Source organism: uncultured Aliiroseovarius sp., from assembly GCF_947492455.1.
Classification (GTDB): Bacteria; Pseudomonadota; Alphaproteobacteria; order Rhodobacterales; family Rhodobacteraceae; genus Aliiroseovarius.
In genome coordinates this window covers 65543-91509 of sequence record NZ_CANLNB010000003.1, presented here as the reverse complement: position 1 = coordinate 91509, position 25967 = coordinate 65543, and the positions used below count along the sequence as shown (strand labels likewise).

Here is a 25967-nt window from a genome sequence, read left to right as displayed (position 1 = left end):
TCGGATCTCTTGAATAAACACAGAATACAGAACAATCGTCCACCTTAACGCGAACGCGTGTAGTCTGTCAGATTGCAGATGATCCGGCGAGTAAGGAAACTCCGACCTTTTTTTTGCGCGCGCAGCTTCCCGCTTATCCGTGGGCGCGTGCCCGCATATGGGTCAGGATCGTTTCATTGCCTTTTTCCGGATGGCGCGGGATCAGCAGGGCCAAGCCCAGCGACACGCATGCCATGGCCGCCGCCAGCCCGAACACAGCCCCCGGCGACACCACCCAGAGATACCCAAGCAGCGCCGGCAAGAAGACCGCCGCGATGTGGTTGATGGTGAAGGCGACCGCTGCGGTGGGGGCAATATCCTGCGGATCGGAAATCTTCTGGAAATAGGTTTTCAGCGCAAAGGCCAGCGCGAAGAACAGGTGGTCCAGCACATAAAGCGCGGCCGCCAGAACCACACCCCAGCCGAAATAGTAGATCCCGCCATAGGCTAGGAACACGCCGATCAGGCCCACATACTCAAACGCCAGCGCGCGGCGTTCGCCCCAAATGGACACGGCCTTGCCCATCAAGGGGGCGAAGAAGATGTTGGCGATATAGTTGATCAGGAACAGCGCCGTGACCTCGTGCACCTCGAAGCCGAAACGCTCGACCATCATGAAGGCGGCGAAGACCACGAAAATCTGACGGCGTGCGCCCGCCATGAACTGCAGCGCGTAGTACAGCCAATACCGGCGGCGCAGCACGAATTGCTTCAGCTGCGGCTCGGGGCTTTCGAACTGTGGATAGGCGAAATAGGCGAAGATCGCGATGGCCAGCGTGGTGCCGCCCGCGATCATGTAGACAAGGTTGTAGCTCAGGTCGAAGGTCTTCCACGTCAGCACCAAAAGGCCATAGCTGACCAGCGCAGCCGCCGACCCAATGGACATGATCCAGCCCAGCATCTGCGGCGCTTTCTTCTTGTCGATCCATTGCAGCTGAAGCGATTGGTTCACTGTCTCGAAATAGTGAAACCCGATCGAGCTGAGCATGGTGACGGTCAGGATCCCACCAAAGCTGGGAAACCACGCGGTGATCGCCGTGGCTGCGCCCAGCAGGCCCAGCGACACGACACCCAGAACCTGTTCGCGAAACAGCATCAACAGGGCTATGACGCCAATGGCCAAGAAGCCCGGAATTTCGCGCACCGTGTGCAGCCAGCCGATCTCGACCCCGGTGAAGTCCGCGGCCTCGATCACGAAGTTATTTAGCAGCGCCGACCAGGTGAAGAACGCAATCGGCATCCCGGCTGCCATCAGCATCAGCAGGAAGATGGGGCGACGCCAGAACGGCAGCGCGCGGGCGTCATCAAGGGTCAGGATCTGGTGTCTCATCCGCCTGCCTTACGCCTGAATTCCCAGTTTGGCGAGCGCTAAACGCATTCACGCATGCATATGCGTTTCTGACTCAGATCAAGGTGGCGCGCGGTCACGACGTTAAAACTGCGCCAACTTGAAGGAGGCCCCCATGGACATCGTCCCCCTGATCGACCGCATCGGAGAGAACCCGACCGCCGCCCTGTTCGGCCTGATCACTGGCATCGTCTTCGGCGTGTCGGCCCAGCGCTCGCGCTTTTGCCTGCGCGCCGCCGCGGTCGAGTTTGCACGGCGGATGATGGACGCCTCGGTCGCGGTGTGGCTTCTGACCTTCTCGACCGCTTTGGTCTGGGTTCAGGGTGCAAATCTTCTGGGTCTAATGCGGACCGAGGACGCACGGATGATGGCCGTCACCGGCAGTTGGTCAGGCGCGATCATCGGCGGGCTGTTGTTCGGGGTCGGCATGGTGTTGGCACGCGGCTGCTCTGGGCGACTTCTGGTTTTGGCAGCGACGGGCAACCTGCGCTCGGTCGTCTCGGGCCTGATCTTCGCCGTGGTCGCACAGATGAGCTTGCACGGCTGGCTCGCCCCCACCCGCGACACCCTCGCCCGCCTATGGATGACCGAGGGCGGCGTGAACGTGAATCTTCTGAACCTAGCAGGCCTGCCCGATTGGTCCGGCCTTGCGCTGGGGCTGATGACCGCCGTTCTGGCCATCGTGATCGCCCGCAAAGCAGGCCTCGGCCCGCGCCGCCTGATCTTCGGCTCGGGCGTTGGGTTTGCTGTCGCCCTTGGCTGGGTGCTGACCTATCAACTGTCCCTTGCCGCGTTCGAGCCTGTGTCCGTCACCTCGGCCACCTTCTCGGGCCCGTCCGCCAACACGCTGATGTTCTTCCTCGTCTCGGACCCGGTGCTGGAATTCGACGTGGGCCTTGTGCCGGGCGTCGTCATCGGGGCCTTCGTCGCCAGCTGGTTAACAGGCGAGTTCAAGTTCCAAGGGTTCGAGGGCGAAGCCAACATGCGCCGCTCGATGACTGGTGCGGTCCTGATGGGCTTCGGCGCGATGCTGGCCGGTGGCTGCGCGATCGGCGCTGGCGTCACCGGAGGCTCCATCTTCGTCGGCACCGCATGGCTTGCCCTTCTGTGCATGTGGATCGGCGCGATGATCACAGATGCGCTGGTGGATCAACGCGGGGCTGTTGGGGTGGCGGCGGAGTGAAGACCCCAACGCTAATTAGGGTTAAGCATCAATGAAGTAAGTTTTTGTCTTACGCGTCTGGCACTTGCTATTGTTAGCAATGAAAGCAGAACTTGCAGTAGAACAACGACAACTACGAAACCAATTAAGAGTTTGAGATAAAAACCGGGTTCAGATTGTTTCAGCTCCACAAAAACGCGGATCACGCCAACACTCATTCCAACTAATGGCGTCCCTAGGTAAACCATCTCCGCAAGTGGCTTCGCAAAGTTCATAATTGATTCTCGTTTTTTCGCATCTTCGATAGCAAACAAAACAGGAAACACGCGACTGTATGCTGAAGAAATCGTTCGGTGTGCTAAGTCTTTCAGTGAGACCGAATTTGAGATCAGTATTTTGTCTGCGCAAATATCGGAGAGAAAGCGATGAAAACAGAGGAACGTTTCTTGAAGATTAGCATGCACAACACACAAACGCCAATTAACAGCCGCTAAGGCTAGTGTTAAGGCAACAAAAAAGTTTGGGCCAGAAAAGCTATTTTGAAGTCCAAGTCCGCCAGAAACCTCTGAACTAGCACATAGCGCAACGATCGTTAGGGTCGCTGCAGCGAGCCAGCTACGATTCGACTCCGTGACCGCCAAGTTTAGCGCTTGCGACAGCACCATCAATTCATCTGGTATTTTTGAATTCATTTTGCTCAAACTCACTAGTCTAATAAAAACTCTGCGGATCGATATCCACCGACACCCGCATTTCCCCTTTGATTTGGAACTGCGCCAACCAGCGTTTTAGGGCAGCTTGAATGGGGGCGGTTTTCTCGGCTTTGACCAGCAGGCGCACGCGATGTCGGCCTCGGACGCGGGCGATGGGGGCTGGGGCGGGGCCGAACAGTTGCGCGCCGATTTGGGTCAGAGGCTCGGACCGGCGGGCCATTTCCGCGCCCAGATCGAACACGGCTTGGATATCGGGCGAGGACAGGACGATGCCCGCCAGACGCCCATACGGGGGCACGCCCGCGGCTTGGCGTTCGCTGGCCTCGGCTTTCCAGAACTGCTCTTCCTTGCCTGCCAAGATGGCGCGGATCACGGGATGCTCGGGCTGGAAGGTTTGCAGAAGCGCGACGCCCGGTGTCTCTGCCCGCCCTGCCCGTCCCGCGACCTGTCGGATCAATTGGAAGGTGCGTTCGGCGGCGCGCAGGTCAGACCCTTGCAGGCCCAGATCCGCGTCGATCACGCCCACCAGCGTCAGCTTCGGGAAATTGTGACCCTTGGCGACCAATTGCGTGCCGATGATGATGTCGGCACCACCTTCGGCGATCAGTTCGATCTGTTCTTTCAGCGCACGCGCCGACCCGAACAGGTCGGACGACAGCACGGCGATGCGGGCGTCGGGAAAAGCGGCGGTGACCTCCTCGGCCAGACGTTCAACGCCGGGGCCAACGGGGGCCAGCTTGCCCTCGACCTCGCATTCCGGGCAGGCGTCCGGCATCGGCTTCGTCTCGCCGCATTGATGGCAGACAAGACGTTTTTGGAAGCGGTGTTCGACCATCCGCGCGTCGCAATGATCGCAGCCGATCTGGTGCCCGCAAGCGCGGCAGATGGTGACGGGCGCATAGCCGCGGCGGTTGATGAACAGAAGCGATTGTTCGCCACGCGCAATGCGCAACCGCACAGCGGCTTTCAGCGTGGGCGAGATCCAGCTTTGCGCGGGAAGGTCTTCCTGCCGCATGTCAATCGCACGCATCTCGGGCATCACGGCGGGGCCGTAGCGGCTGGTAAGTTCGATCCGTTTGTACTTCCCAGCTTCGCAGTTTGCCCACGTTTCCAGTGACGGCGTCGCGGACGCCAGCACCACCTGCGCGTCACAAATGGACGCCCGCATCACCGCCATGTCACGTGCCGAATACAGCACCCCGTCTTCTTGCTTGTACGAACTGTCATGTTCTTCGTCGACGATCACCAACCCAAGATCGCGGAACGGCAGATAGAGCGCAGAGCGGGCGCCGACAACCAGTTGCGCCTCGCCCTGCCCGACCATGCGCCAGCAGCGGCGGCGTTCAGTCATGGTGACGCCGGAATGCCATTCGGCGGGGCGGGCGCCAAAGCGTTCCTCGACCCGCTTCAGGAACTCGGCGGTCAGGGCGATCTCGGGCAAGAGCACCAGCGCCTGACGGCCCTTGCGCAGGCAGGCGGCGACGGCTTCCAGATAGACCTCAGTCTTGCCCGCGCCGGTGACACCGCGCAGAAGCGTGGTGCCATAGCGGCCAGAGCGTACACCGTCGGTGAGTTGCTTGGCGGCGACAGCCTGATCCTCGGTCAGTTCCTTACCGGGCAGCGCTGGATCAAGCCGCGGATAGGGCATGTCACGCGGCGTGTCTTCCTCCCGGATCGCACCCAGCTTCACAAGGCCCTTCACCACGGATCCACTGACTCCTGCCAGATCGGCTAGTTCCTTCTGCGTGAACCCAACACCCGGCTGGTCCATCAGCACATCCATCACTTTGGCGCGCGCATCAGTCAGGCGGTTGGGGCGGTGCCCCGACGCCTTCAACACCTTCCGCATCGAGGGCGGATCGGACAGCCCCGGCGCACGGGTCGCCAGACGCAGCATCTGCGCCATCGGCGTCAGGGTATAGTCGCCCACGCGGGTCAGGAACTCGGCCATTTCGGATCGCATCGGCGCCACGTCGAGCACCCGGATTACCGCCCGCAGTTTCGAGGCGTCAAAGCCCCCCTCGCCCGGACCCCAAACGACGCCCAGCACTTTGCGCGGCCCAAGCGGCACCTCAACATAGTCGCCTTGCACGCAGCCCCCTTCGGGCGCGCGATATGTCAGGATTCGGTCCAGCGGCTGGGCGGTCAGAACGCCGACCCTTGCGCCTGCCGGAAACTGCTCGATATCACTCATAAGGCCAGATTCCCCGTCATCAGGCACACCATAGGGGCTTTCTGCCCGCGCGCCCATGGGGTAAGAGAGCGCAAACGCAAACTTCCGCAGGATACGCGCACATGAAATTCTTTGCAGATACCGCCGACATCGACGCCATCAAGGAACTGAACGACCTTGGCATGGTGGACGGTGTGACCACCAACCCTTCGATCATCAAAAAGTCGGGCCGCGACATCATCGACGTCACGAAAGAGATCTGTGACATCGTAGACGGCCCCGTCTCCGCAGAAGTCACTGCAATCGACGCCGATACCATGATCGCCGAAGGCCGCAAGTTGGCCAAGATCGCCGACAACATCGCGGTGAAAGTTCCACTGACTTGGGATGGGTTGAAAGCCTGTAAGACCCTGTCGGACGAAGGCACTATGGTAAACGTAACGCTCTGCTTCTCGGCCAACCAAGCGTTGCTGGCAGCCAAAGCCGGCGCGACCTTCATCTCGCCCTTCATCGGTCGTCTGGACGACATCAACCTGGACGGCATGGAGCTGATCGAAGACATCCGCACCATCTATGACAACTACATGTTCGACACGCAGATCCTGGCCGCCTCGATCCGCAACGTGAACCACATGAAAGACGCCGCACTGGTTGGCGCGGACGTCGCCACGGCACCGCCCTCGGTCATTCAAGCCATGGCGAAGCACGTTCTGACCGACAATGGTCTGGATGCGTTCTTGGCCGACATCAAAGCTGCTGACATCAAGATTCTGTAAGCCGATCTTGCATAAAAGCATGTGACGAGGGGGCCACGGCCCCCTTTTCTATTTCAGGCCCGTGCCCGTTTTTTGGACATCCCCCGCCTGCTTGGTGTAGCATCTCGAAAACGACAAAAAACATCGAGGCAGCCATGAGCAGTATCCCGGCACTGGATGACGATCTGCGCGCACACCTGATCGCGCAGCCCGAGACTATTTTGAACGACCAAGATATCATGAACGCCTTGGTCAATGCGCATGAACGTCAGATGGGGACGAATATCGTCGATCTGCGTGGCGCCGCTATGGACAGATTAAGCACCCGGCTGGACAAGCTGGAGGACACGCACCGATCCGTTGTGGCTGCGGCGTATGAGAATGTCTCGGGCGTGGCGCTGATCCATCGTGCCGTTCTGCGCATGCTGGACCCGACCGATTTTGCCGCCTTCATGAAGGATCTGGACGGCGAGGTCACCGAGACCCTGAAAATCGACTGCATTCGTCTTGTGCTGGAAACCGAGCAGGACACCAAAGAGGCGGCGCTTGATCGCCTCGGATCCGTGATCTCGACACTTCCTGCCGGGTTTATCGACGAGTATCTGGGACAAGCCGCTGGCCCGGATCGGCGCACTGTTTTCCTGCGCCAGATGCACGAAAAAGACCCCGACATCTATGGCGACTGCAGCTTCTGGATCCGGTCCGAGGCCTGCATCGTTCTGGACCTTGGCGAAGGGCGGCTGCCCGGCATGCTGGTTTTAGGGGCCGAGGACCTGTCCCAGTTCCGCCCCGGGCAAGGCACGGACCTGCTGGAATTCTTCGGGGGCGTCTTTGAGCGCGCGATGCGCCGCTGGCTGTCATGAGCCGCGAGGGATCTCTTAGCATTCCCCCCGGAACGCGGGACGCACTCGCGTTATTTCTGGACCACAAACGCGCGCTGGATGCGGCGTCCGAGAACACGATCAAAGCCTATCAGGCCGACATTGGCGGATTTCTGGGCTTCATGGCCACCCATCTGGGTGGCGAGGCCGGACGCGGTGCGCTGGCCCGTGTGACGATCAGCGATATGCGGGCGTGGATGGCATCCGAGCGCGCGCGCGGCATTGGCACGCGCAGTTTGGCGCGGGCGCTGTCGGCGGTGAAAAGCTTTTACAGTTGGCTCAGCGAACAAGATGGATTTGACGCCACCGCCGTCCTGTCCACCCGCAGCCCGAAATTCGCCAAGAAACTCCCACGTCCGCTGTCGCCCGATGCGGCACAGGCCGTACGGGACATGGCCCCGCTGCAATCGCGCCACGACTGGGTCGGCGCGCGGGATCTGGCGGTGGTGACGCTGCTGTATGGCTGCGGCTTACGTATCTCGGAAGCGCTTGGCCTGACCTGCGCCGATGCCCCGCTGGGCGAGGTGCTGCGCATTCGCGGTAAAGGCAACAAGGAACGGTTGGTGCCCGTCCTGCCCGCCGCCCGCGACGCGGTCGAGGCGTATCGCACCCTCTGCCCCCATCCCGAAGCCCCGGACCTTCCACTGTTTCGCGGCGTGCGTGGCGGGGCGCTGGGGGCGCGACAGGTACAGAAAATGATGCAGCAGGTACGCCTGCAACTGGGCCTGCCCGCCACGGCCACACCTCACGCTTTGCGCCACAGCTTTGCCACGCATCTTCTGGCCTCGGGCGGGGATCTGCGCGCCATTCAAGAGCTTTTGGGCCATGCCAGCCTGTCCACAACGCAGGGCTATACAGCGCTGGACGCATCAAAGCTGGTCGAAGTCTATAACGCCGCCCACCCTCGCGCCTGACGCGCCACAGGTTTTCGCTTTCCACCAATGCGATTTTCCGGCACAAAGCGCGGATGAACATTCAGACCAAAGCCCTGCTCGTCCATCTGCTGACCGCAACCGGAGCCGTCTTTGCCATGCTGGCAATGCTCGCCGCCGTAGACGAGAAATGGGGGCTGATGTTCCTGTGGCTGGTGGTCGCTTTCATCGTAGACGGCATCGACGGCCCGCTGGCCCGCCGCTATCAGGTCAAGGTCAACGCGCCGCAATATGACGGCGTGTTGATGGACCTGATCATCGACTATCTGACCTATGTGTTCATCCCGGCTTATGCGCTGTTCAAATCGGGCCTGATGCCCGGCTGGACCGGCTGGTTTGCGATCATCGTGATCACTTTCACCAGCGTCGTCTACTTCGCAGATACGCGGATGAAGACCAAAGATAACAGCTTTTCCGGCTTCCCCGGCTGCTGGAACATGGTCATTCTGGTGCTTTTCGCGACCGAGCCGAATTTCTGGGTCATGACCGCGCTGGTCACCGCCATCGCGGTTGCCATGTTCTTGCCCCTGAAGTTCATTCACCCGGTCCGCACCGAGCGCTGGCGCCCGGTCAGCCTACCGATGGCCTTAGCGTGGACGGGATTTGCAGGCTGGGCCGCCTGGGTCGATTTCCACCCGGAAAGCTGGGCGCATTGGGGGTTGGTTGTGACGTCGATCTATCTGCTGGGCGCCGGGATCGCGCAGCAGATCATTCCTGAAAAAGCCTAAGCGCCACGGCAATACTCTGACAGGCGCGAAACAGGTTTCACTCTTCCCAACGTTTTAGAGCGTCCTCGTCATTCACCTTGGCATCCACCCAATCGGTACTGCCATCCTTGGTGATTTCTTTCTTCCAGAAGGGCGCGCGGGACTTCAGATAGTCCATCAGAAACTCTGCCGCCTCAAACGCCGCCACGCGGTGGGCCGAGGCCGTCGCCACCATCATGATCTGATCCCCGGGCCGAAGCGGCCCGTGGCGGTGGATCACCAGACAATCTGCCAGTGACCAGCGACGCGTGGCTTCCTCCACGATGGCTCCAATCGCCTTCTCGGTCATGCCGGGATAGTGCTCGATCTCCATCCGGTCGAGCGTACCTGCTTCGTCGCGCACGATACCGGTAAAGCTGACCACCGCGCCCAGATCGCTGCGCCCTTGGGCAAAGCCGGACAGCTCGGCACCTTGATCGAAAGCTTCAGTTTGAACGCGGACCTTCATCTTAGCCGCCCGTCATCGGAGGGAAGAACGCCACCTCGCGCACGCCCTCAAGCGAGGCATCGAAGTCCGAGAGTTCCTGATCCAAGGCAACACGCAACGCCGAGAGGTCTTCAAACGCCGCCGCATAGCGCGGTTCGCGGGCGCGCAATTCGTCGACCAGTTCAGCCACCGTCGCGGCCGAGGTCTCGACCCGCTCGCGCGGCTCGCCGATCCGTTCGCGGACCCAAGCGAAATACATCACGTCGATCATGCGTCATCCTCTTTCAAATGGGGCAGCGCTTTGCGGAAGTAATCCCAGCCAGTGATGACCGTTAGCAGACCTGCAATCCACAACAGAACAAGCCCAACACGTCCTGACCAGATCATCCCGTTGTAGTAGCCACGTAGGCCGTTCACGTCCTCGACCTCGCCCAGCATGATCTGATCGAACATGGCTTGGTCCATACCAAACGAGCCCATCACAAGATGGTGTTCGAAGATCCCACGCGAGAACAGAATCGCGATGGCGACCATCTGTGCGGTGGTTTTCCATTTGGCCAGCTTGGTGACTTTCAGCGTGCCAGCGGTGTCGCCCAGGAACTCGCGCAGGCCCGAGACGAAGACCTCGCGGAACAGGATCACCGTGGCGGGTAGCACCAGCCACGGGGTCCAATAGACGTCAGAATAGCCCACGATCACCATCAGCGCGATCACCACCATCGCCTTGTCGGCAATCGGATCCAGCATCGCGCCCATCTTGCTTTCCTGCTTCCATTTGCGCGCCAAATAGCCATCCAGCCAGTCGGTCGCCGCCGCTGACAGGAACAGGATCAACGCCAGCCAATCCGCCAGAGGGCGGGCAAAATACAGGAACATGATTGCCACGGCCGGGGCTGCAATCAGCCGCGACAATGTCAGGATATTAGGCAAGGTCCATTTCATAAGCTTTTCAATACCGTGTCAGACCTTGTCATGGAAGAAGCCATAGATGGTTTCTGCAAGAGTTTCTGAAATCCCGTCCACCGCTTTCAAATCGTCCAGCCCCGCGCGGCTAACCGCCTTGGCCGATCCGAAGTGCTGCAAGAGCGCACGTTTGCGACTGGCGCCGACGCCCGGCACCTCGTCCAGCGGGGTTGCACCCATCGCTTTGGCGCGTTTCGCGCGGTGTGTGCCGATGGCAAAGCGGTGCGCCTCGTCCCGCAGCCGCTGAACAAAATAGAGCACCGGGTCATTGCGTTTTAGCGCAAAGGGACGCGCACCACGGCGGTGGAATTCTTCCTTGCCGTGATCGCGATCCACGCCCTTGGCCACGCCGATCATCGGGATGTCGGTTACGCCCAACTCCTCCATGATCTCATATACCGCGCTGACCTGCCCGGCCCCGCCGTCAATCAGCAAGAGCCCCGGCCACCCTTCGCCCTCGCGGTCGGGGTCTTCTTTCAACAGACGTTTGAAGCGGCGGGTCAGGACCTCTTTCATCATCCCGAAGTCATCGCCCGGCGTCAGATCATCGCCATTGATGTTGAACTTGCGGTACTGGCTTTTCATGTAGCCTTCTGGCCCCGCGACAATCATCGCGCCGACCGCATGGGCCCCTTGGATATGCGAGTTGTCGTAGACCTCGATCCGGTGGGGCGGGCCGTCCAGATCGAACGCCTCGGCCATGCCATCCAACAGTTTCGCCTGAGTCGCTGTCTCGGCCATCTTACGGCCAAGGCTTTCGCGAGCATTGCGTTGGGCGCCCGCGACCAGCTCGGATTTCTCGCCGCGCAGAGGCACCGACAGCTCGACCTTGCGCCCCAACTTTTCGGTCAGGGCTTCGGCCATCAGGTCCTGTTCGTCCAGCGGGTCCGACAGCAGGATCAAACGCGGAGGGTCCTTCTGGTCGTAGAACTGCCCGACGAAGGCCTGCAGCACCTCGCCCGGCCCCGCCCCAGCCCCGGTGCGCGGATAGAAATCACTGTTGCCCCAGTTTTGGTGGGCGCGGATGAAGAAGACCTGCACACAGGCCTGCCCACCTTCCATATGCAGCGCGATCACGTCGGCCTCGGCCACGCCGCGTGGGTTGATCCCTTGCGACTGCTGCACCTGCGTCAGGGCGGCAATCCGATCGCGCAAGGCTGCCGCGCGTTCAAACTCCATCGCGTCCGACGCCTTTTGCATCTCTTTCGCCAAACCGGCCTGAATATTGGTACTGCGCCCGGCCAGGAACGCATCTGCATCCTTAATCAGATCCTGATAGGCCTCTTGTGATATGCGACCAACGCACGGCCCGGCACAGCGTTTGATCTGGTACTGCAAGCAAGGCCGCGTCCGGCCGGAGAAATCACTGTCCGAGCAGTTGCGAAGCAGGAAGACGCGTTGCAGATGTTGCAACGTTCGATTGACCGCCGCAGACGAGGCAAACGGCCCATAAAACCGCCCTTTCCCCTTCCGTGATCCGCGGTGCTTTTTGATGCGAGGGAATTCGTGATCCGTCACACAAATATACGGAAAGCTTTTGTCGTCCCGCAGCAAAACGTTGAAATGCGGCTTCAACTGCTTGATCAGGTTCTGCTCTAGCAACAGCGCCTCGGTTTCCGTCCGTGTGGTCAGGAACATCATCGAGGCCGTCTGACTGATCATCCGCGCAATCCGCGCGCTATGCCCGGTCGGCGTGGCATAATTCGACACGCGTTTTTTCAGACTGCGCGCTTTGCCCACATACAGAACCCGCCCCTTGGCATCGAGCATGCGATACACGCCGGGCGAGTTATCAAGCGTTTTCAGGTAAGACTGGATCACCTCGTGACCGGTTGGAACCGGCGCCTCAACCTCAGATGTGTCCTGCTTATCGCGCGTCATGGGGCATCTTTCTTGATTCTTTTTCCCGCTGCAATCTTATCGTCATCGGTTCAAGAGAAAACATTCCCACAGTTTCTGTGGATAAGTCTGAGGACATGTTGTCGTCTTGCGGGATTTTCCGTTGTTTATAACCGCTTTCGTTGGTGTGCCTAATTTTTAGGCACCTCTGTAAGTCATTGTTTTTCAAGGAAAGAAATATGAACCTTCTGTAAACACGTGAAATCATTGCGAAAACCACAAGTTTGAACATGGGACTACTTCACAGGTGCACAACTTCCGCTAGGGCAGGTTAGTGTGCCTCGCCGAAAGGTCAGGATTAGCTGGGTTTTCCAATGACATCAGGGGTCTGCCATCCAAGGTGCTGACCGCCATCCACAGCGATCATTTGGCCGGTCACCGCGGGGGCCATCAGTAGATAAGTCAGAGCCGCCGTGATGTCTTCCGGGTTCGGACCACGCTTCAGGATCGATCCAGCCCGTTGCGCGTCAAAGTGGTCTTGCGATTGGCGCGCGCCGATCATCGTGGATCCCGGCGCAATCCCGTTGACCCGCACCTGTGGGGCCAACGCCTGTGCCGCAGTTTGCGTCAGCGTCCATAGCCCGTGTTTGGCAAGCGAATAGGTCATGAACTCGGGCGTCAGCTTCTGCACGCGCTGGTCCAGCATGTTGACGACAAGCGCTTGAGCCAGTTGCTCGCCATTGTCGTCCATCGTGGCTTGCGGCGCTTGTGCAGCGAATTCCTGAGTCAGGAACAAAGGCGCGCGCAGGTTCGACGCCATGTGGCGCTCCCAATTGTCCGACGAGACGGTGCCGATGCGGTCATACTCAAATATGGAAGCGTTGTTCACCAGCACCGACAGCGGGCCACCTAAGGCGTGCGCCGCGCGCGGCACCAGCGCCTGCACCTCGTCCAGATTCAAGAAGTCCGCCTGCATGGAGACGGCGCGTTGGCCCAGTGCTTCGACCGCCTCGACGGTCTGCGCGGCACCTTCAGCCGAGCTGCTGTAGTGCACAGCCACATCAAAGCCATGACGCGCAAGTTCGACCGCCATCGCGCGCCCAAGCCGCGCCCCTGCCCCGGTCACCAATGCGCGCTTCACCTGCATCATGCTTGCCCCAAAACGATCAGAACATAGGCGATATAAAGCGCCGACAACAGGATGCCCCAGACGCGGCCCATATGCCATTTCCAGAAGACGAACGGCGCCAGCAAAAGCGACGCGCCCAGCATGACCCATAGGTCAAACTTCAGGATGCCCGGTTCAACCGGGATCGGGCCGACCAGCGACGCGATACCGATAATGGCCAGAAGGTTGAACATGTTCGAGCCGATCACGTTGCCCAAGGCCACATCCGCCTGCCGACGCAGCGCGGCCATCACGGTGGTGGCCAGCTCGGGCAGCGAGGTGCCCAGCGCGACCAGCGTCAGGCCGATCACGGTTTCCGAGACGCCATAATGGCGGGCGATGTTGGTCGAGGAATCCACCAGAAGGTCCGCGCCCAAGGGCAAACCGATCAGGCCCAATAGCAGGAACATGATGACTTTCCACCAAGGCATGTCGGGGTCGGCACCCTCGACATCTTCGTCGTCATCGCATTCCGCTTCCAGCCCGGCCTTAACCGCACAGCGATGGCGCATCGCCTCTTTGAAGGCGGACCCAAGGATCAGGGCCAATGCGGCCAGCAAGGCGATGCCCTGCGGCCATGCAAACTCGCCCCCGAGGGCCAAGACGATGAACAGCAGCGTCGCGCCCATCATCTGCAGATAGCTTTTGCGGCTGTCACATGTCTTGGTGGACAGCCCCGCCATCAGCGCCGGCACACCCAGAACCAACAGGATGTTGGCGGTGTTCGATCCGACCACGTTCCCCATCGCCAGACCCGGGACACCTTCGGCGATCGACTGGACCGAAATCAACAACTCGGGTGCGGACGTACCGAACGCCACAATGGTCAGAGACACGATCATCGCAGGCACACCAAGGCGCAGCGACATGTTCACAGCCCCGCGCACAAGGCTGTCGCCCGCAAGCAAAAGGATCACTAGGCCAAGCGAGGCAAAAATCAGATCCAAAGCTCAGCCCTTTCCCTTGCAGTCACAGGGGGATTTCCCCAGCTTATAGCGCCCGCAACGGGGGCATTTCATCGCTTCGATACGCTGTTGGCCGGGATAGCGCAACTTGCCAAACATCGCCAGCACAGCCATCGCAACCAGAAAAAGGGCAACAATCTTGATGACCATTTACAGACCAAAACGGGCGTATTCCGCGCGCTCCTCGATGGTCAGCATTGTGTCCGAGATCATGCGCATCCCAAACCGCCCCAGCAGCCCACGACGTGGGCCATAGACGCGGAAGCGGACCTTATCGCCGTATTTCTCTTTCATGGTGGGCACCAGATGGCCAATCCCGTCGGCCAAGCCTTTCTCGATGGCAGCTCGGCCCAGCCAGATGTCCCCGGTGAACAGATCCTCGCCCTCGGGCAGCTTGCCCGCACGTCGCGTTTCCACCTGTGCCTTGAACGCGGTGTGGATGTCTTCCTGCAGCGCTTTCAGCCGCTTCACATCCTCGGGTTTTTCGGGCTGGAACGGGTCCATCATCGACTTCGATTTTCCGGCCGTATGCACGCGACGCTCGACCCCGATCTTCTCGATCAATCCGGTCAGGCCGAACCCGGCCGAGATCACGCCGATCGACCCAAGGATCGAGCTTTCGTCAGCATAAATCTCGTCCGCAGCCGTCGCCAGCCAATAGCCGCCCGAGGCTGCAACGTCCTCGACGAATGCATAAACGGGGATCTCTTTTTCAGCGGCCAAACGGCGAATGCGCGCAGCGATCAGGCTGGATTGCACCGGGCTTCCGCCGGGCGAGTTGATCACAAGGGCCACCGCAGACGGCTTCCCTTTGCGAAAGGCGCGCTCAATCGCCGGGGCCATCGCCGCATCGTTCAACTGCCCACGGGTGCCCGTGGCAATCATGCCCGTCAGGCGCACAACAGCCACCGTGGGGGACTTTTTCACAAAAGGAAGACGTTCGATCATGGCTGACATTTAGATGGCCCACCCCCGTCTAACAAGGGTGAGGCGATCACGCTTTTTCCCATATGTGGCATACCCGCACGTCAAGAGCGCAGCTTATATCCGGTGCGGAAGATCCACCCTATGGTGAACAAGCACGCCGCCATGAAGATGACAATCGCCGCGACCGACCAACCCAAAGCCACATCCGCCTGTCCGAAAAACGCCCAGCGGAAGCCCGAGATCAGATAGACCACTGGGTTGAACAGCGTGATCGTCTGCCACACGGGTGGCAGCATCGAGATCGAATAGAACGAGCCGCCAAGGAACACCAGCGGCGTGATCACCAGCATGGGCACCAGTTGCAGTTGCTCGAAATTGCCCGCCCAGATCCCGATGATGAAACCCAGCAGCGCGAAGCTAATACAAGTGAGGACAAGGAAGAGCAGCATCCAGACCGGGTGCGCGATGGTCAGGTCGACGAAGAAATGCGCCGTGATCAGGATGATTATCCCAATCATGAACGCCTTCGTTGCCGCCGCACCGACATAGCCGATGACAATTTCGTAGAACGAAATCGGGGCCGAAAGCAGTTCATAGACTGTGCCAATAAACTTGGGGAAATAGATCCCGAAGGATGCGTTCGACGTGCTCTGCGTCAGTACCGTCAACATGATCAGACCGGGCACGATGAACGCGCCATAGCTGACGCCTTCGACCTGATCAATGCGCGATCCGATGGCCGCGCCGAAGACGATAAAGTAAAGCGACGTCGACAGCACGGGCGAGATGACCGACTGCACCAGCGTGCGGAAAGTACGTGCCATTTCGAAACGATAGATGGCCGCGATGGCGTTCCAGTTCATGCCGCGTCCTCCTTCACCAGATCAACGAAGATATCTTCCAAAGAGCTTTGGCGCGTCGACAAGTCCGCCAGATGCAGCCCCGCCTCGCGCAGATCCGCCAACAGCCCGGTGATCCCGGTGTGGCCCGCCTGCGCATCATAGGCATAGATCAAGCCGCCCTCGTCCGAGACGGTCAGCGGATAGCTCGAAAGCGCCTCTGGCACCGCGTCAATCGGCGCATCCAGCTCGATCAACAGCTCTTTCTGTCCAAGCCGCTTGATCAGCGCGTCTTTCTCTTCGACCAGCAGAATTTCCCCCTTGGAGATCACCCCAATCCGGTCCGCCATCGCCTCGGCTTCTTCGATATAGTGGGTGGTCAGGATCACGGTCACACCGGTCTCTTTAAGACGGGCCACAATCTCCCACATATCTTTCCGCAGTTCGACGTCCACACCGGCAGTAGGTTCATCCAGAAACAGGATCTTCGGGTCATGACACAGCGCCTTGGCAATCAGCACGCGCCGCTTCATTCCACCGGACAGGGTCATGATCCGGTTGTCTTTCTTGTCATGCAGGCTAAGCAGCTTCAGGATCTCTTCGATCCGCCCATCGTCACGCGGCTTTCCAAACAGACCGCGCGAAAACCGGACCGAGTTCATCACGGTCTCAAACGGTTCCAGATTAATTTCCTGAGGAACCAGTCCGATCAGGTTGCGGGCTGCGCGATAGTCACGCGCATGGTCATAGCCGCCCACGGTGATCCTGCCCGCGGACGCCGTCGAAATCCCGCAAATAATTGAAATCAAAGTCGTCTTACCCGCGCCATTCGGCCCAAGCAGCGCCAGAATCTCGCCCTCTTCAATCTCAAGATTCACGCCTTTCAGCGCTTGGTGACCACCCTCATAGGTCTTGGTCACGCCTTTGACGTTCAATACTGTCGCCATTGCTGTCCCCTTGTCTGGCCCCCGCGCCCATCGTCTGGGCGTCCCTTTTGGGCCGAACTTCTCAGATAAGCAATCCAGCGGCTCCTTCAAGACGCAACAGCTGAACTTTCGTCTCGACCCCGCCCGCGCCCGAGAAGCCAACCAGCTTGTTCCCCGCCCCCATCACGCGATGGCACGGGATGATGATCGGAATGGGGTTCGCGCCGCAGGCATTCCCCACCGCCTGCGCCGAGTTGCCCGTCAGCTTGGCAATCTCACCATAGGTCATCGTCTCGCCAAACGGGATCGCGGACATCGCATCACAGACGGTGCGTTGAAAGTCGCTGCCTTCGACATGGGTGGGCAAATCGAACGCGGTCAGCTTACCGTCAAAGTAGGCGCGCAACTGCGCTTGCGCCTCCGCCAACAGCGGCGTCAACTCTCCGACCGGAACAACATTCCAGCGCAGTCGCGTGATCCTCCCGCCCTCGTCCACAACACCCAAACGCCCGACCGGGCTATCCACCACCGCAATATTCATGGCTGCACTCTGCCCGCACCCAACACGCCCCGCAATCCGCTTCATGACAAAAAAAGGGGCACCGCAGCGCCCCTCTTCCTCTTGCTTCAAATACCTCGGGGTGAGGCCGCAGGCCGAGGGGCCGCGCCCCTCAGGCTCACACCGTGAGCCCCCTTAGCTCAGCGCGTCGTCGCAGCGGCCGCAAACACCTGCGTGATCGTGGCTGCCCACATCCGGCAGGATTTTCCAGCAGCGCTGGCACTTCTCACCCGAGGCTTTTTCGAACACCACGCCCACACCTTCGACTTCCGGCACGCGGAAGGCTTCGGCGGGCAGCGGGTCGTTCGTCAGCACGATCTGCGAGGTGATCGACACATCCGCGAAGTTCACCGACTTGAGCGACCCCAGCACGTCTTCATCCCGCACATGCACGACAGGCGCAGCTTCCAAAGACGCCCCGATCACCTTGTCGCGACGCTGGATTTCCAACGCGGCGGTGACCACACGGCGTACTTGACGGATGCCCGCCCATTTCGCCGCCAGCGGCTCGTCCAGCCAATCGGCGGGCGTGTCGGGGAAGTCGACCAAATGGACCGAGCTGTCGTCGCCCGGGAAACGCTCCAGCCACACGTCTTCCATCGTGAAGACCAGAACCGGCGCCAGCCAGGTGGTCAGGCGGTGGAACAGGATGTCCAGAACGGTGCGCGCAGCACGGCGGTTCAGGCTGTCTTTCCCGTCGCAATACAGCGCGTCCTTACGGATGTCGAAATAGAAGCTCGACAGGTCCACGGTCGCAAAGTTGAACACGGCCGAGAACACGCCCTGGAAATCGAACTTGCGATAGCCATCACGCACGACGTGATCCAGTTCGGCCAGACGGTGCAGCACCCAGCGCTCCAGCTCGGGCATGTCAGCGACGTCCACGCGTTCGCTTTCCTCAAACCCATGCAGGTTACCCAGCATGAAACGCATCGTGTTGCGCAAACGGCGATAGCTATCAGCCACGCCTTTCAGGATCTCCGGCCCGATCCGCTGATCGACCGTGTAATCCGTCTGGGCCACCCACAGGCGCAGGATGTCGGCGCCATACTGTTTCACGACCTGCTCCGGCACGATGGTGTTGCCCAGCGACTTGGACATTTTCATGCCCTTTTCGTCCAGCGTGAAGCCGTGGGTCACAACGTTCTTATAGGGCGCACGGCCCTTGGTGCCGCAGGCTTGCAGAAGCGACGAGTGGAACCACCCGCGGTGCTGGTCGGTGCCTTCCATATAGACATCCGCGATGCCGTCCGGCGTGCCGTCTTCACGGTCGCGCAGCACGAACGAGTGGGTGGACCCGGAGTCAAACCACACGTCGAGCACGTCGAAGACCTGCTCCCACTCATCGGCGTTGTGCTCGTTGCCAAGGAAGCGCTCTTTCGCACCGTCGGCGTACCAAGCATCGGCACCCTCAGCCTCGAATGCCTCAGCGATACGGGCGTTGACGGCGGGGTCGCGCAGCAGGAAGCCTTCGTCGGTCGGCAGAAGACCTTTCTTAGTAAAGCAGGTCAGCGGCACGCCCCAAGCACGTTGACGTGACAGAACCCAATCCGGGCGTGCCTCGATCATCGAATACAGGCGGTTGCGACCGGTCTGCGGCCACCACTGCACCAGTTGGTCGATCGAGTTCAGCGCACGTTCACGGATGGTCTTGCCCATCTCGTCCTGCCCGTCGCCTACTTCGCGGTCCACGGAAGCAAACCATTGCGGCGTGTTGCGGAACACGATCGGCGCTTTCGACCGCCACGAGTGCGGATAGCTGTGCGTCACGCGGCCACGTGCGATGATGCCACCGGCCTCGACCAGTTTGGCGATCACGGCGTTGTTGGCTTTGCCTTCCTTGCCCTTGCGGTCAAAGACCTGAAGGCCCGCGAAAAACGGCACATGCGGCAGGAATTCCGATTCCTCGCCCACATTGTGGGTCATTCGGTCGATCCAGTTGCGGGCAACAAAGGCTTCATAGTCGTCCGCACCGTGGCTGGGTGCGGTGTGCACGAAACCCGTACCCGCGTCATCGGTCACGTGATCGCCGTCGATCATCGGAACGTCGTAGTCCCAGAAGCCGTCAGCGCCATCCAGACCGTTGAACGGGTGCTTACAGATCAATCCGGCCAGCTCATCTGCTGCTACGTCGCGCACGCGGGTGAACTCGGTCACGCGGGACTTGCCCAGCGCGTCTTCAGCCAGCGCATCGGCGAAGATGTAGAGCTGACCCGCAGCGGTCCAGCTTTCTTCCTCGGTCGCGTCAACGCGGTAGAGACCATAGGCAATCTTGTCGTTATACGCGACGGCCTTGTTCGACGGGATCGTCCATGGGGTGGTGGTCCAGATCACGACACGTGCCTCGGCCAGATCCCCTTCCGCATTCGCGAAACTGAACGGCACCCAGATCGTATGCGACTTGTGGTCGTGGTACTCGATCTCGGCCTCGGCCAGCGCGGTCTTTTCAACCGGCGACCACATCACGGGCTTCGAGCCCTGATACAGCGTGCCGTTCATCAGGAACTTCATAAACTCCTCGGCGATCACGCGTTCGGCGTGGAAGTCCATCGTCAGATAGGGATTGTCCCATTTGCCGGTGATGCCCAGACGTTTGAACTCGTCGCGCTGGATGTCGATCCAGCCCTCGGCGAACTTGCGGCATTCCTGACGGAAATCGACAACGTCCACGTCGTCCTTGTTCTTGCCCTTCTTGCGGTACTGTTCCTCGATCTTCCATTCGATGGGCAGACCGTGGCAGTCCCAGCCGGGAACATAGCGTGCATCGTGGCCCATCATCTGGTGCGAGCGCACGATCATGTCCTTGATGGTCTTGTTCAGCGCGTGGCCGATATGCAGGTGGCCGTTCGCATAGGGGGGGCCATCGTGCAGGATGAAGGGCTCGCGGTCGCCAGCTGTCTCGCGCAGGCGATCATAAACGCCGATCTTTTCCCACCGGGCCAGCCATTCGGGCTCGCGCTTGGGCAGGCCAGCGCGCATCGGGAAATCGGTTACGGGAAGGGTCAGCGTGTCTTTATATTCGGGTGTGTCGGCACACATGTGTCCGGTCCTTTTCAGGATAAGTCGTCAATGTCGAAGAAAGGGCGGCGCGTAGGTCCATGCGCCTTGTCCCGGCGGCTCGTCTGGATCAGAGCGCCGGGCATATAATTCGAATAATGATCGCTTTGGCGTGCATCATGGGCGCGTTATAGGCCCGTGGGGGCGTGGCGTAAAGTCATGATGGGCGGGCGGGCTGCGCTGAATTGTCCATCCGTGGGGGCTTGGCGGCGCTGGCGATACCGACTATTTCACTCGGGAAAGAGGTTCCCATGTCCCACACCCCCAATCCGCTGCAACTTTTCGATATCACGCCCGACCAGATCGACACGGTTCTGGCGCGGTTTTACGCGCGGATCCGTGTCCATCCGCAACTTGGGCCGATCTTCAACGGGCATGTCGGGACAACGGACGCAGAATGGGGCACCCATATCGCTCTGATCGCCCGCTTCTGGCGCGGCGCAATCCTGCGCGAGCCGGGCTATGAGGGCAATCCGATGCGTGCGCATATGCAGGCGGGCAATGTGCGGCCCGAGCATTTCGACCCGTGGATCGCCCTGTTTGAAGAGATCGCAACAGACGCCCTGCCCGCCGGCACCGCCCGCGCGTGGATTGCGCTGGTGCATCGGATCGGACGCGGGTTGCGCATGGGGGTCGAAGACATTCAACGCCCCGCAAGTGCCGTGCCCAGCTTGGGCTAAAGCCTATTTTCCGAACAACCCCGCCAGTGCGCGCTTTACGATCCCGGTGACGCCCGGGCGCTTGCCCTCGCCAAAGGGCAGCGGGCGGCAGACTTCCAGTGCAGCGACACCGACGCGGGCGGTGAGCGCTCCGTTCACCACGCCTTCGCCAAAGCGGCGCGAAAGCTTGGACAGCATCCCGCCCCCTGCCAGCGATCCCAACATGTCATCGCCCACGGCCACCGCGCCGGTGGCGACCAGATGGGTCATCACCGCACGGGTCAAACGCCAGCTACCCAAGGCACCCGAGCGCCCGCCATAGATCTCGGCCACGCGGCGGATCATGCGGAAGTTGGCGGTCAAGGCGGTCGCCACATCGGCCAGCGCAAGGGGGACGATGGCGGTGACGGTGGCGACCTGACGCGCGGCAGCCTCGACCTCTTTCAACGCGGCTTGGTCCAAGGGGGCCATCAGCTCGACCTCGGCCAAGGTGAACAGGGTGTCGGTGTCGAACACCTCGCCCTCGCGCTCGCGATAGCGTTCCAGCGCCCAACGCATGTCATCGCGTCCGTGATAGAGCCGCTTCAGGCGCGCCATAACGTCCCGCGCCTCGGCCAGATCGTTATGGGCGAGGGCTTGATCGGCAGCATGATGCAGCGCATCCACCCGACGCATCCGCGCAAAGGCGATCCATTCGCGCAGGGCAATGATCAGCAGCACGAACAGGAAGGCTCCGGTCAGGCCCAGCGCCGCATAGCCCAGATAGGTATTGCGCGTGATCAGCCCGGTGACGAAGTCGTACGCCGCGACGGACAACACGAAGCCAAGGATCGACAGAAGCAGCGACCAGAACCAACGCGCCAATCGCGATGGCCTGTGGGCGGCGATGGAAATCACCCCCTGCATGGCGGCGCCAGAGATCTCGGGACCGGTCACGTCTGGGACGGGCGGCGCCTCGGCCGGAGAGGTCGCGGGGCTGTCGTCGAGTTCGATCAAGACGGGGCCTTGCTTGTGGTCACGTGTCACGCGCGCCTCCATTCAATTCGGGTGGATGGAAGGTATCTGTCACAGCTTGTCCCCCAACAGGAATTCAGCGGCCTTGTCCAACCGGATATGCGGCGGGCCTTCGCCGGGTTTCAGCGAAATCGCCGCCGGGGCAAAGCGCATGATCTGGTAATCCGCATCCAGCCATTTTTCGTCGCCATTGCGCGCGGGCTTCAACAGCTGCGCGGGATCTTCGGGCAGATCACCGGGATAGAAGGCGGCCGTTTTGCCACTGTCCAGAAGCTGACCGCGCACACAATCGAGGCTTTGGCCATCATGGTCCAGCCGCTCTTCGGTCGTGGTGCGCAGGGCGGCCAAAGACATCGCGGCGGTTTTCGCCCCGGCAAAGTCGGCGCGGTCGCGGGCGTCGCGCAGAAGCGCCTCGGTGATGGCGGTGAGCCGCGGATGCTGGCTGTGATGCAGGTGATCAGCCTTGGTCGCGGCAAACAGGATGCGTTCGATCCGACGCCCCAGAAAGAGAGTGGACAGGAACCCGTTCGTGCCGGGGCGGAAGGCGGTCAGGATCTCGGCCATCGCGCGGCGCAGATCTTCCAGCGCGGCGGGACCGGAATGAATTGCACCCAGCACGTCCACCAGCACCACTTGCCGGTCGATGCGCGAAAAGTGGTCGCGGAAGAAGGGTTTCACCACGCGGGATTTATAGGCCTCGAACCGGCGCTCCATCTCGCGCCACAGGCTGCGGCGGGGGATCGTGTCGGGCTTGGGCAGGGGCGCGAAGGTCAGGGCTGGGCTGCCTTCAAGGTCGCCGGGCAGAAGAAAGCGACCGGGGGTGCAGTCGCTATACCCATCGTCGCGCGCGGTTTTCAGATAGTCGGCGAAGGACGCGGCCAAATCCTTGGCCTGCACCTCGTCCAGTTTCTCGGTCGGGTCCACGGCGCGCGCTTTTGTCAGGAAATCCTGCGCTTGATTGCGGGTCTCGATGCGGTCGAGCACCTGCGCGGCCCAGTCGGAATAGCTGAGATCCATCAGCCCCAAATCGAGAAGCCACTCGCCGGGATAGTCCACGATATCCAGATGCACCGTCCGCGCCGAGCGCAACCCGCCCAGCAAGCCCGAGGGCTGGACGCGGAAGGACAGGCGCAGTTCGGAAATGGCGCGGGTGCTGTCGGGCCAGTGCGGTGCGGGGCCGGTCATGGCGGAGAGGTGTGTTTCATAGTCGAAACGCGGCACGGTGTCGTCGGGCTGCGGCTGTAGAAACGCGCTTTGAATACGCCCTTCCGAGGCCGCGACCAAACCTGGCATCCGCGCCCGGTCCATCAGGTTGGCCACGAGGGACGTAATAAACACAGTCTTGCCCGCCCGCGACAGGCCCGTCACGCCCAGCCGGATCACCGGTTCGAATAGTGCCTCGCTTGTGGCGTCACCGATCGCTTCGATCTGACGGGTGACACTGTCTGCAATATCGCCAAGCCCCACGGCTGTCTCCTTCACTGCTCGACCTAAAGATATGTATGGCAGGCACATTTCGCCAGAGGGGAGGTTTTTGGGTATTGTCCCCGCGGTGAGGGGCGAGGGAACTTGTCTGCGCGCGCGCGGCAAGCTATGCGGGGGCATGCCCAGATATGCATTGAAAGTCGACTATCACGGAGCTGGCTTTGCCGGATGGCAGCGTCAGAAAGAACACCCGTCCGTTCAGGGCGCAATCGAGGCTGCTTTGGCGAAGCTTGAGCCGGGTGAGCATACCACCGCCGCCGCGGGGCGCACCGATGCGGGGGTGCATGGGCTGGCGCAGGTGGCGCATTGCGATCTGGTGAAGGATTGGGATCCGTTTCGCCTGTCTGAAGCGTTGAATTTTCACCTGAAAGAGCAGCGCGTGGCGATTGTCGATTGCGCCGCGGTGGAAGATGACTTCCACGCGCGGTTTTCGGCGGTCGAGCGGCGCTATCTGTTTCGTCTGATCGCCCGCCGTGCGCCGTTGACCCATGATCGGGGCTTGGCGTGGCATGTGAAACATCCGTTGGATGTGGACGCGATGCAGGCGGGCGCTGATCGGCTGATCGGGCGGCATGACTTTACGACGTTCCGATCATCCATTTGTCAGGCAGACAGCCCGGTGCGGACACTTGATGAGCTGTGGGTTGAAGAGCATCGCCGCGAGAACGAGGTCGAGTATCGCTTCCATGTCCGCGCGCGGTCTTTCCTGCATAATCAGGTCCGCAGTTTTGTGGGCACGTTGGAGCGGGTTGGCGCGGGGTCATGGACGCCCGACGATGTGACCCATGCGCTTGAGGCGCGCGACCGTTCGGCTTGCGGCCCGGTTTGCCCGCCCGAGGGGCTGTATCTGGCGGGCGTCGGTTACCCCAACGATCCTTTCAACAGCTGAGCCGTTTTGGCGACATCGGCGATGGCCTCGGCGATGTGATGATCGCGGGTGCGGTGGTTGGTGATCGCTGCGCGCAGACAGGTGACGCCATCTACATCGGTGGTCGAGAACACCGTGGCGTTGTGCAGTTGCAGATGCGTGGCGATCTTTGCGTTCAGAGTGGATTGCCGGGCGGCGGGCAGGTCCGGGGCGGCGGTAAAGACGCAGATGTTGGACACCACGGGCGCGGACAGGGACATACCGTGGGACTGCACCTGATCCGCCATGAACGCCGCCTGTGCGCAGTTGCGGGTGATCGCGGTGGCAAACGCCTCTTCCCCGAACATTTCCAGCGCGCACCAGACCTTGAGCGCGCGATTGCCGCGCGACAAGTCGATGCCGTAGTCGCAGAACCACGGGTCTCCGCCCGCAAGGCCCTCGGCGGCACCTTTCAGATAGGCCGGACGCGCGGCAAAGGCCGCGCGGTGTGAGGTTTCATCGGCGATCAGGGCAAGGCCGCAATCGTATCCGACATACATCCATTTATGGAAATCCAAAGCGATGCTGTCTGCGCGCTCAATCCCGTCAGTTAGTCCGCGCCACGTGGCATCTGCCAACCGTGTCCACGCCCCGAAGGCTCCATCGACATGCAGCCAGATCCCCTCGGCTTCTGCCAGATCGGCCAGCCTATTTAGATTGTCATAGGCGCCCAGATCGACCGACCCAGCGGTGCCGACAATCGCGAGCGGAGATAGCCCCTGCGCCCGGTCCGTGGCTATCACCTGCTGTAAGGCGTCCAGATCCATCGTGCCGTTCTGCGTGGGCACCAGTCGCAGTTGGTCATGCCCCAGCCCCAGCAACTCGACCGCTTTGCGGGTCGCGTTGTGAACCCCGTCGGCAGCATAGACCGTCAAGCCCACGTTGCTCCCTTCGGCCCGCACGTTCGGGCACGCCCGGACCCGCGCCACCTGTAGTGAAATCACCGTCGCCTGAGACGTGCCCGCCACCAAAACGCCGCTCGCGCCCGCGCCAAAGCCCATTTTGCGACGGGTCCAGTCGATGACCGCGCGCTCCATTTCGTTGATGCCGTGGTTCCGCCCGCCGCCATTGGTGTTCATGGCTGCCGCCGCAATTCCCGCCACAAAATCCGAAGGCAGCCCACTGCCCTGCACCCAGCCCCAGAACTTCGGATGCATGTTGCCGCCGTGATAGGGCAGAACCTGATCCATCACGCGCGTGACAACATCGCCGCCAGTCCCAATCGCATAGCGATCCACCAGATCGGCGGGCGGGGCTTGCCACGGATGATCTTCGGCGTCGCGCATCTGATCCACGCAGCGATCAAGCAAACGGTGCAGATCACTTCGCAAACCTTCCCAATCAGCGGGATCCAAGGGGGGTGTCGTCATGGCGCGGTCCTTCCTTCGTCGCGCACACCCTATCCAAATCCATCCGAATGGAAAGGTGCTCTTCCCCCTTCCCGACGGCTCTGACATAATGC

25 protein-coding genes are annotated in these 25967 nt (G+C 61.0%); 7 read left to right on the top strand and 18 right to left on the bottom strand.

Features of this window, described 5'->3' with window-relative positions; all coding sequences use genetic code 11:
- Window positions 1–133: 133 nt before the first annotated feature.
- The gene (locus Q0677_RS07210; protein WP_298907766.1) at window positions 134–1369 is read right to left on the bottom strand and encodes an MFS transporter; all 1236 of its coding nucleotides are present in this window, start codon (window positions 1367–1369) and stop codon (window positions 134–136) included.
- A gap of 133 nt (window positions 1370–1502) precedes the next feature.
- Here Q0677_RS07210 and Q0677_RS07205 point away from each other — a divergent pair, with 133 nt between their 5' ends.
- The gene (locus Q0677_RS07205; protein ID WP_298907763.1) at window positions 1503–2570 is read left to right on the top strand and encodes a YeeE/YedE family protein; all 1068 of its coding nucleotides are present in this window, start codon (window positions 1503–1505) and stop codon (window positions 2568–2570) included.
- 11 nt (window positions 2571–2581) lie between these two features.
- Here Q0677_RS07205 and Q0677_RS07200 read toward each other — a convergent pair whose 3' ends face one another.
- Both Q0677_RS07200 and Q0677_RS07195 read right to left on the bottom strand, forming a co-directional pair.
- Window positions 2582–3250: a hypothetical protein gene (locus Q0677_RS07200; protein ID WP_298907760.1), complete on the bottom strand. Its 669-nt coding sequence runs from the start codon at window positions 3248–3250 to the stop codon at window positions 2582–2584.
- A gap of 10 nt (window positions 3251–3260) precedes the next feature.
- Window positions 3261–5456 (bottom strand): primosomal protein N', encoded by a 2196-nt coding sequence (locus tag Q0677_RS07195; RefSeq protein ID WP_298907758.1) that lies wholly within the window; start codon window positions 5454–5456, stop codon window positions 3261–3263.
- A gap of 101 nt (window positions 5457–5557) precedes the next feature.
- Here Q0677_RS07195 and fsa point away from each other — a divergent pair, with 101 nt between their 5' ends.
- The 4 genes from fsa (at window position 5558) to Q0677_RS07175 (ending at window position 8731) form a co-directional block, all read left to right on the top strand.
- Window positions 5558–6211, top strand: coding sequence for a fructose-6-phosphate aldolase (gene fsa / locus Q0677_RS07190; RefSeq protein ID WP_142852119.1), 654 nt, complete (start codon window positions 5558–5560; stop codon window positions 6209–6211).
- 134 nt (window positions 6212–6345) lie between these two features.
- On the top strand, window positions 6346–7053 hold the full coding sequence (locus tag Q0677_RS07185; protein WP_298907753.1) for a DUF484 family protein: 708 nt from the start codon (window positions 6346–6348) through the stop codon (window positions 7051–7053).
- Window positions 7050–7985, top strand: coding sequence for a tyrosine recombinase XerC (locus tag Q0677_RS07180; protein ID WP_298907750.1), 936 nt, complete (start codon window positions 7050–7052; stop codon window positions 7983–7985). The genes Q0677_RS07185 and Q0677_RS07180 overlap by 4 nt, the downstream gene beginning before the upstream one ends.
- Before the next feature lie 53 nt (window positions 7986–8038).
- A complete protein-coding gene (locus tag Q0677_RS07175; protein WP_298907747.1) occupies window positions 8039–8731 on the top strand; it encodes a CDP-alcohol phosphatidyltransferase family protein in 693 nt (230 codons plus the stop codon).
- A gap of 37 nt (window positions 8732–8768) precedes the next feature.
- On the opposite strand, the gene Q0677_RS07170 is transcribed toward Q0677_RS07175, so the two are convergent.
- The 12 genes from Q0677_RS07170 to ileS all read right to left on the bottom strand — a co-directional run bounded on the left by Q0677_RS07170 (window position 8769) and on the right by ileS (window position 20422).
- Window positions 8769–9218 (bottom strand): molybdenum cofactor biosynthesis protein MoaE, encoded by a 450-nt coding sequence (locus Q0677_RS07170; RefSeq protein ID WP_298907744.1) that lies wholly within the window; start codon window positions 9216–9218, stop codon window positions 8769–8771.
- A 1-nt stretch (window position 9219) separates the two neighbouring features.
- Window positions 9220–9468 carry a molybdopterin converting factor subunit 1 gene (gene moaD, locus Q0677_RS07165; protein WP_133484858.1) on the bottom strand — a complete coding sequence of 83 codons (249 nt, stop codon included), beginning with the start codon at window positions 9466–9468 and terminating at the stop codon, window positions 9220–9222.
- Window positions 9465–10139 carry a CDP-diacylglycerol--glycerol-3-phosphate 3-phosphatidyltransferase gene (gene pgsA / locus Q0677_RS07160; protein ID WP_298907739.1) on the bottom strand — a complete coding sequence of 225 codons (675 nt, stop codon included), beginning with the start codon at window positions 10137–10139 and terminating at the stop codon, window positions 9465–9467. The genes moaD and pgsA overlap by 4 nt, the downstream gene beginning before the upstream one ends.
- A gap of 18 nt (window positions 10140–10157) precedes the next feature.
- A complete protein-coding gene (uvrC, locus tag Q0677_RS07155; protein WP_298907736.1) occupies window positions 10158–12041 on the bottom strand; it encodes an excinuclease ABC subunit UvrC in 1884 nt (627 codons plus the stop codon).
- A 316-nt stretch (window positions 12042–12357) separates the two neighbouring features.
- Window positions 12358–13149: an SDR family oxidoreductase gene (locus tag Q0677_RS07150; protein WP_298907733.1), complete on the bottom strand. Its 792-nt coding sequence runs from the start codon at window positions 13147–13149 to the stop codon at window positions 12358–12360.
- The gene (locus Q0677_RS07145) at window positions 13146–14114 is read right to left on the bottom strand and encodes a calcium/sodium antiporter (protein ID WP_298907730.1); all 969 of its coding nucleotides are present in this window, start codon (window positions 14112–14114) and stop codon (window positions 13146–13148) included. Before Q0677_RS07145 ends, Q0677_RS07150 begins: the two co-directional genes overlap by 4 nt.
- A 3-nt stretch (window positions 14115–14117) precedes the next feature.
- Window positions 14118–14282, bottom strand: coding sequence for a hypothetical protein (locus tag Q0677_RS07140; protein ID WP_166636176.1), 165 nt, complete (start codon window positions 14280–14282; stop codon window positions 14118–14120).
- Complete coding sequence (locus tag Q0677_RS07135; RefSeq protein WP_298907726.1) at window positions 14283–15080, bottom strand: S49 family peptidase; 798 nt, start codon at window positions 15078–15080, stop codon at window positions 14283–14285.
- Between the two features lie 80 nt (window positions 15081–15160).
- Complete coding sequence (locus Q0677_RS07130; RefSeq protein ID WP_298907723.1) at window positions 15161–15922, bottom strand: ABC transporter permease; 762 nt, start codon at window positions 15920–15922, stop codon at window positions 15161–15163.
- Window positions 15919–16845, bottom strand: a complete 927-nt coding sequence (locus Q0677_RS07125; RefSeq protein ID WP_298907721.1) for an ABC transporter ATP-binding protein — start codon at window positions 16843–16845, stop codon at window positions 15919–15921. The genes Q0677_RS07130 and Q0677_RS07125 overlap by 4 nt, the downstream gene beginning before the upstream one ends.
- 61 nt (window positions 16846–16906) lie before the next feature.
- Entirely contained in the window at window positions 16907–17365 is a 459-nt protein-coding gene (locus Q0677_RS07120) for a methylated-DNA--[protein]-cysteine S-methyltransferase (protein WP_298907719.1), read from the bottom strand.
- A 153-nt stretch (window positions 17366–17518) separates the two neighbouring features.
- Window positions 17519–20422, bottom strand: coding sequence for an isoleucine--tRNA ligase (ileS, locus tag Q0677_RS07115; RefSeq protein ID WP_298907716.1), 2904 nt, complete (start codon window positions 20420–20422; stop codon window positions 17519–17521).
- A 269-nt stretch (window positions 20423–20691) separates the two neighbouring features.
- Here ileS and Q0677_RS07110 point away from each other — a divergent pair, with 269 nt between their 5' ends.
- Window positions 20692–21120 carry a group III truncated hemoglobin gene (locus Q0677_RS07110; protein ID WP_298907713.1) on the top strand — a complete coding sequence of 143 codons (429 nt, stop codon included), beginning with the start codon at window positions 20692–20694 and terminating at the stop codon, window positions 21118–21120.
- A 3-nt stretch (window positions 21121–21123) separates the two neighbouring features.
- Here the strand turns inward: Q0677_RS07110 and Q0677_RS07105 are convergent, their stop codons facing one another.
- Together Q0677_RS07105 and Q0677_RS07100 are read right to left on the bottom strand one after the other, a co-directional pair.
- Window positions 21124–22137, bottom strand: coding sequence for a YcjF family protein (locus tag Q0677_RS07105; RefSeq protein WP_298907710.1), 1014 nt, complete (start codon window positions 22135–22137; stop codon window positions 21124–21126).
- 27 nt (window positions 22138–22164) lie between these two features.
- Window positions 22165–23580 (bottom strand): YcjX family protein, encoded by a 1416-nt coding sequence (locus Q0677_RS07100; protein WP_298907707.1) that lies wholly within the window; start codon window positions 23578–23580, stop codon window positions 22165–22167.
- Window positions 23581–23716: 136 nt separating this feature from the next.
- On the opposite strand from Q0677_RS07100, the gene truA reads away from it, so the two are divergent.
- A complete protein-coding gene (gene truA / locus Q0677_RS07095) occupies window positions 23717–24487 on the top strand; it encodes a tRNA pseudouridine(38-40) synthase TruA (protein ID WP_298907704.1) in 771 nt (256 codons plus the stop codon).
- On the opposite strand, the gene Q0677_RS07090 is transcribed toward truA, so the two are convergent.
- On the bottom strand, window positions 24460–25875 hold the full coding sequence (locus tag Q0677_RS07090; protein WP_298907701.1) for a pyridoxal-dependent decarboxylase: 1416 nt from the start codon (window positions 25873–25875) through the stop codon (window positions 24460–24462). The genes truA and Q0677_RS07090 overlap by 28 nt on opposite strands.
- Window positions 25876–25967 lie beyond the last annotated feature (92 nt).

Coding starts and splice junctions, on each gene's coding strand:
- Q0677_RS07210 (WP_298907766.1), bottom strand. CDS start 1,369: ATGAGACACCAGATCCTGACCCTTGATGACGCCCGCGCGCTGCCGTTC.
- Q0677_RS07205 (WP_298907763.1), top strand. CDS start 1,503: ATGGACATCGTCCCCCTGATCGACCGCATCGGAGAGAACCCGACCGCC.
- Q0677_RS07195 (WP_298907758.1), bottom strand. CDS start 5,456: ATGAGTGATATCGAGCAGTTTCCGGCAGGCGCAAGGGTCGGCGTTCTG.
- fsa (WP_142852119.1), top strand. CDS start 5,558: ATGAAATTCTTTGCAGATACCGCCGACATCGACGCCATCAAGGAACTG.
- Q0677_RS07185 (WP_298907753.1), top strand. CDS start 6,346: ATGAGCAGTATCCCGGCACTGGATGACGATCTGCGCGCACACCTGATC.
- Q0677_RS07180 (WP_298907750.1), top strand. CDS start 7,050: ATGAGCCGCGAGGGATCTCTTAGCATTCCCCCCGGAACGCGGGACGCA.
- Q0677_RS07175 (WP_298907747.1), top strand. CDS start 8,039: ATGAACATTCAGACCAAAGCCCTGCTCGTCCATCTGCTGACCGCAACC.
- Q0677_RS07170 (WP_298907744.1), bottom strand. CDS start 9,218: ATGAAGGTCCGCGTTCAAACTGAAGCTTTCGATCAAGGTGCCGAGCTG.
- moaD (WP_133484858.1), bottom strand. CDS start 9,468: ATGATCGACGTGATGTATTTCGCTTGGGTCCGCGAACGGATCGGCGAG.
- pgsA (WP_298907739.1), bottom strand. CDS start 10,139: ATGAAATGGACCTTGCCTAATATCCTGACATTGTCGCGGCTGATTGCA.
- uvrC (WP_298907736.1), bottom strand. CDS start 12,041: ATGACGCGCGATAAGCAGGACACATCTGAGGTTGAGGCGCCGGTTCCA.
- Q0677_RS07150 (WP_298907733.1), bottom strand. CDS start 13,149: ATGATGCAGGTGAAGCGCGCATTGGTGACCGGGGCAGGGGCGCGGCTT.
- Q0677_RS07140 (WP_166636176.1), bottom strand. CDS start 14,282: ATGGTCATCAAGATTGTTGCCCTTTTTCTGGTTGCGATGGCTGTGCTG.
- Q0677_RS07135 (WP_298907726.1), bottom strand. CDS start 15,080: ATGATCGAACGTCTTCCTTTTGTGAAAAAGTCCCCCACGGTGGCTGTT.
- Q0677_RS07130 (WP_298907723.1), bottom strand. CDS start 15,922: ATGAACTGGAACGCCATCGCGGCCATCTATCGTTTCGAAATGGCACGT.
- Q0677_RS07125 (WP_298907721.1), bottom strand. CDS start 16,845: ATGGCGACAGTATTGAACGTCAAAGGCGTGACCAAGACCTATGAGGGT.
- Q0677_RS07120 (WP_298907719.1), bottom strand. CDS start 17,365: ATGAATATTGCGGTGGTGGATAGCCCGGTCGGGCGTTTGGGTGTTGTG.
- ileS (WP_298907716.1), bottom strand. CDS start 20,422: ATGTGTGCCGACACACCCGAATATAAAGACACGCTGACCCTTCCCGTA.
- Q0677_RS07110 (WP_298907713.1), top strand. CDS start 20,692: ATGTCCCACACCCCCAATCCGCTGCAACTTTTCGATATCACGCCCGAC.
- Q0677_RS07105 (WP_298907710.1), bottom strand. CDS start 22,137: ATGGAGGCGCGCGTGACACGTGACCACAAGCAAGGCCCCGTCTTGATC.
- truA (WP_298907704.1), top strand. CDS start 23,717: ATGCCCAGATATGCATTGAAAGTCGACTATCACGGAGCTGGCTTTGCC.
- Q0677_RS07090 (WP_298907701.1), bottom strand. CDS start 25,875: ATGACGACACCCCCCTTGGATCCCGCTGATTGGGAAGGTTTGCGAAGT.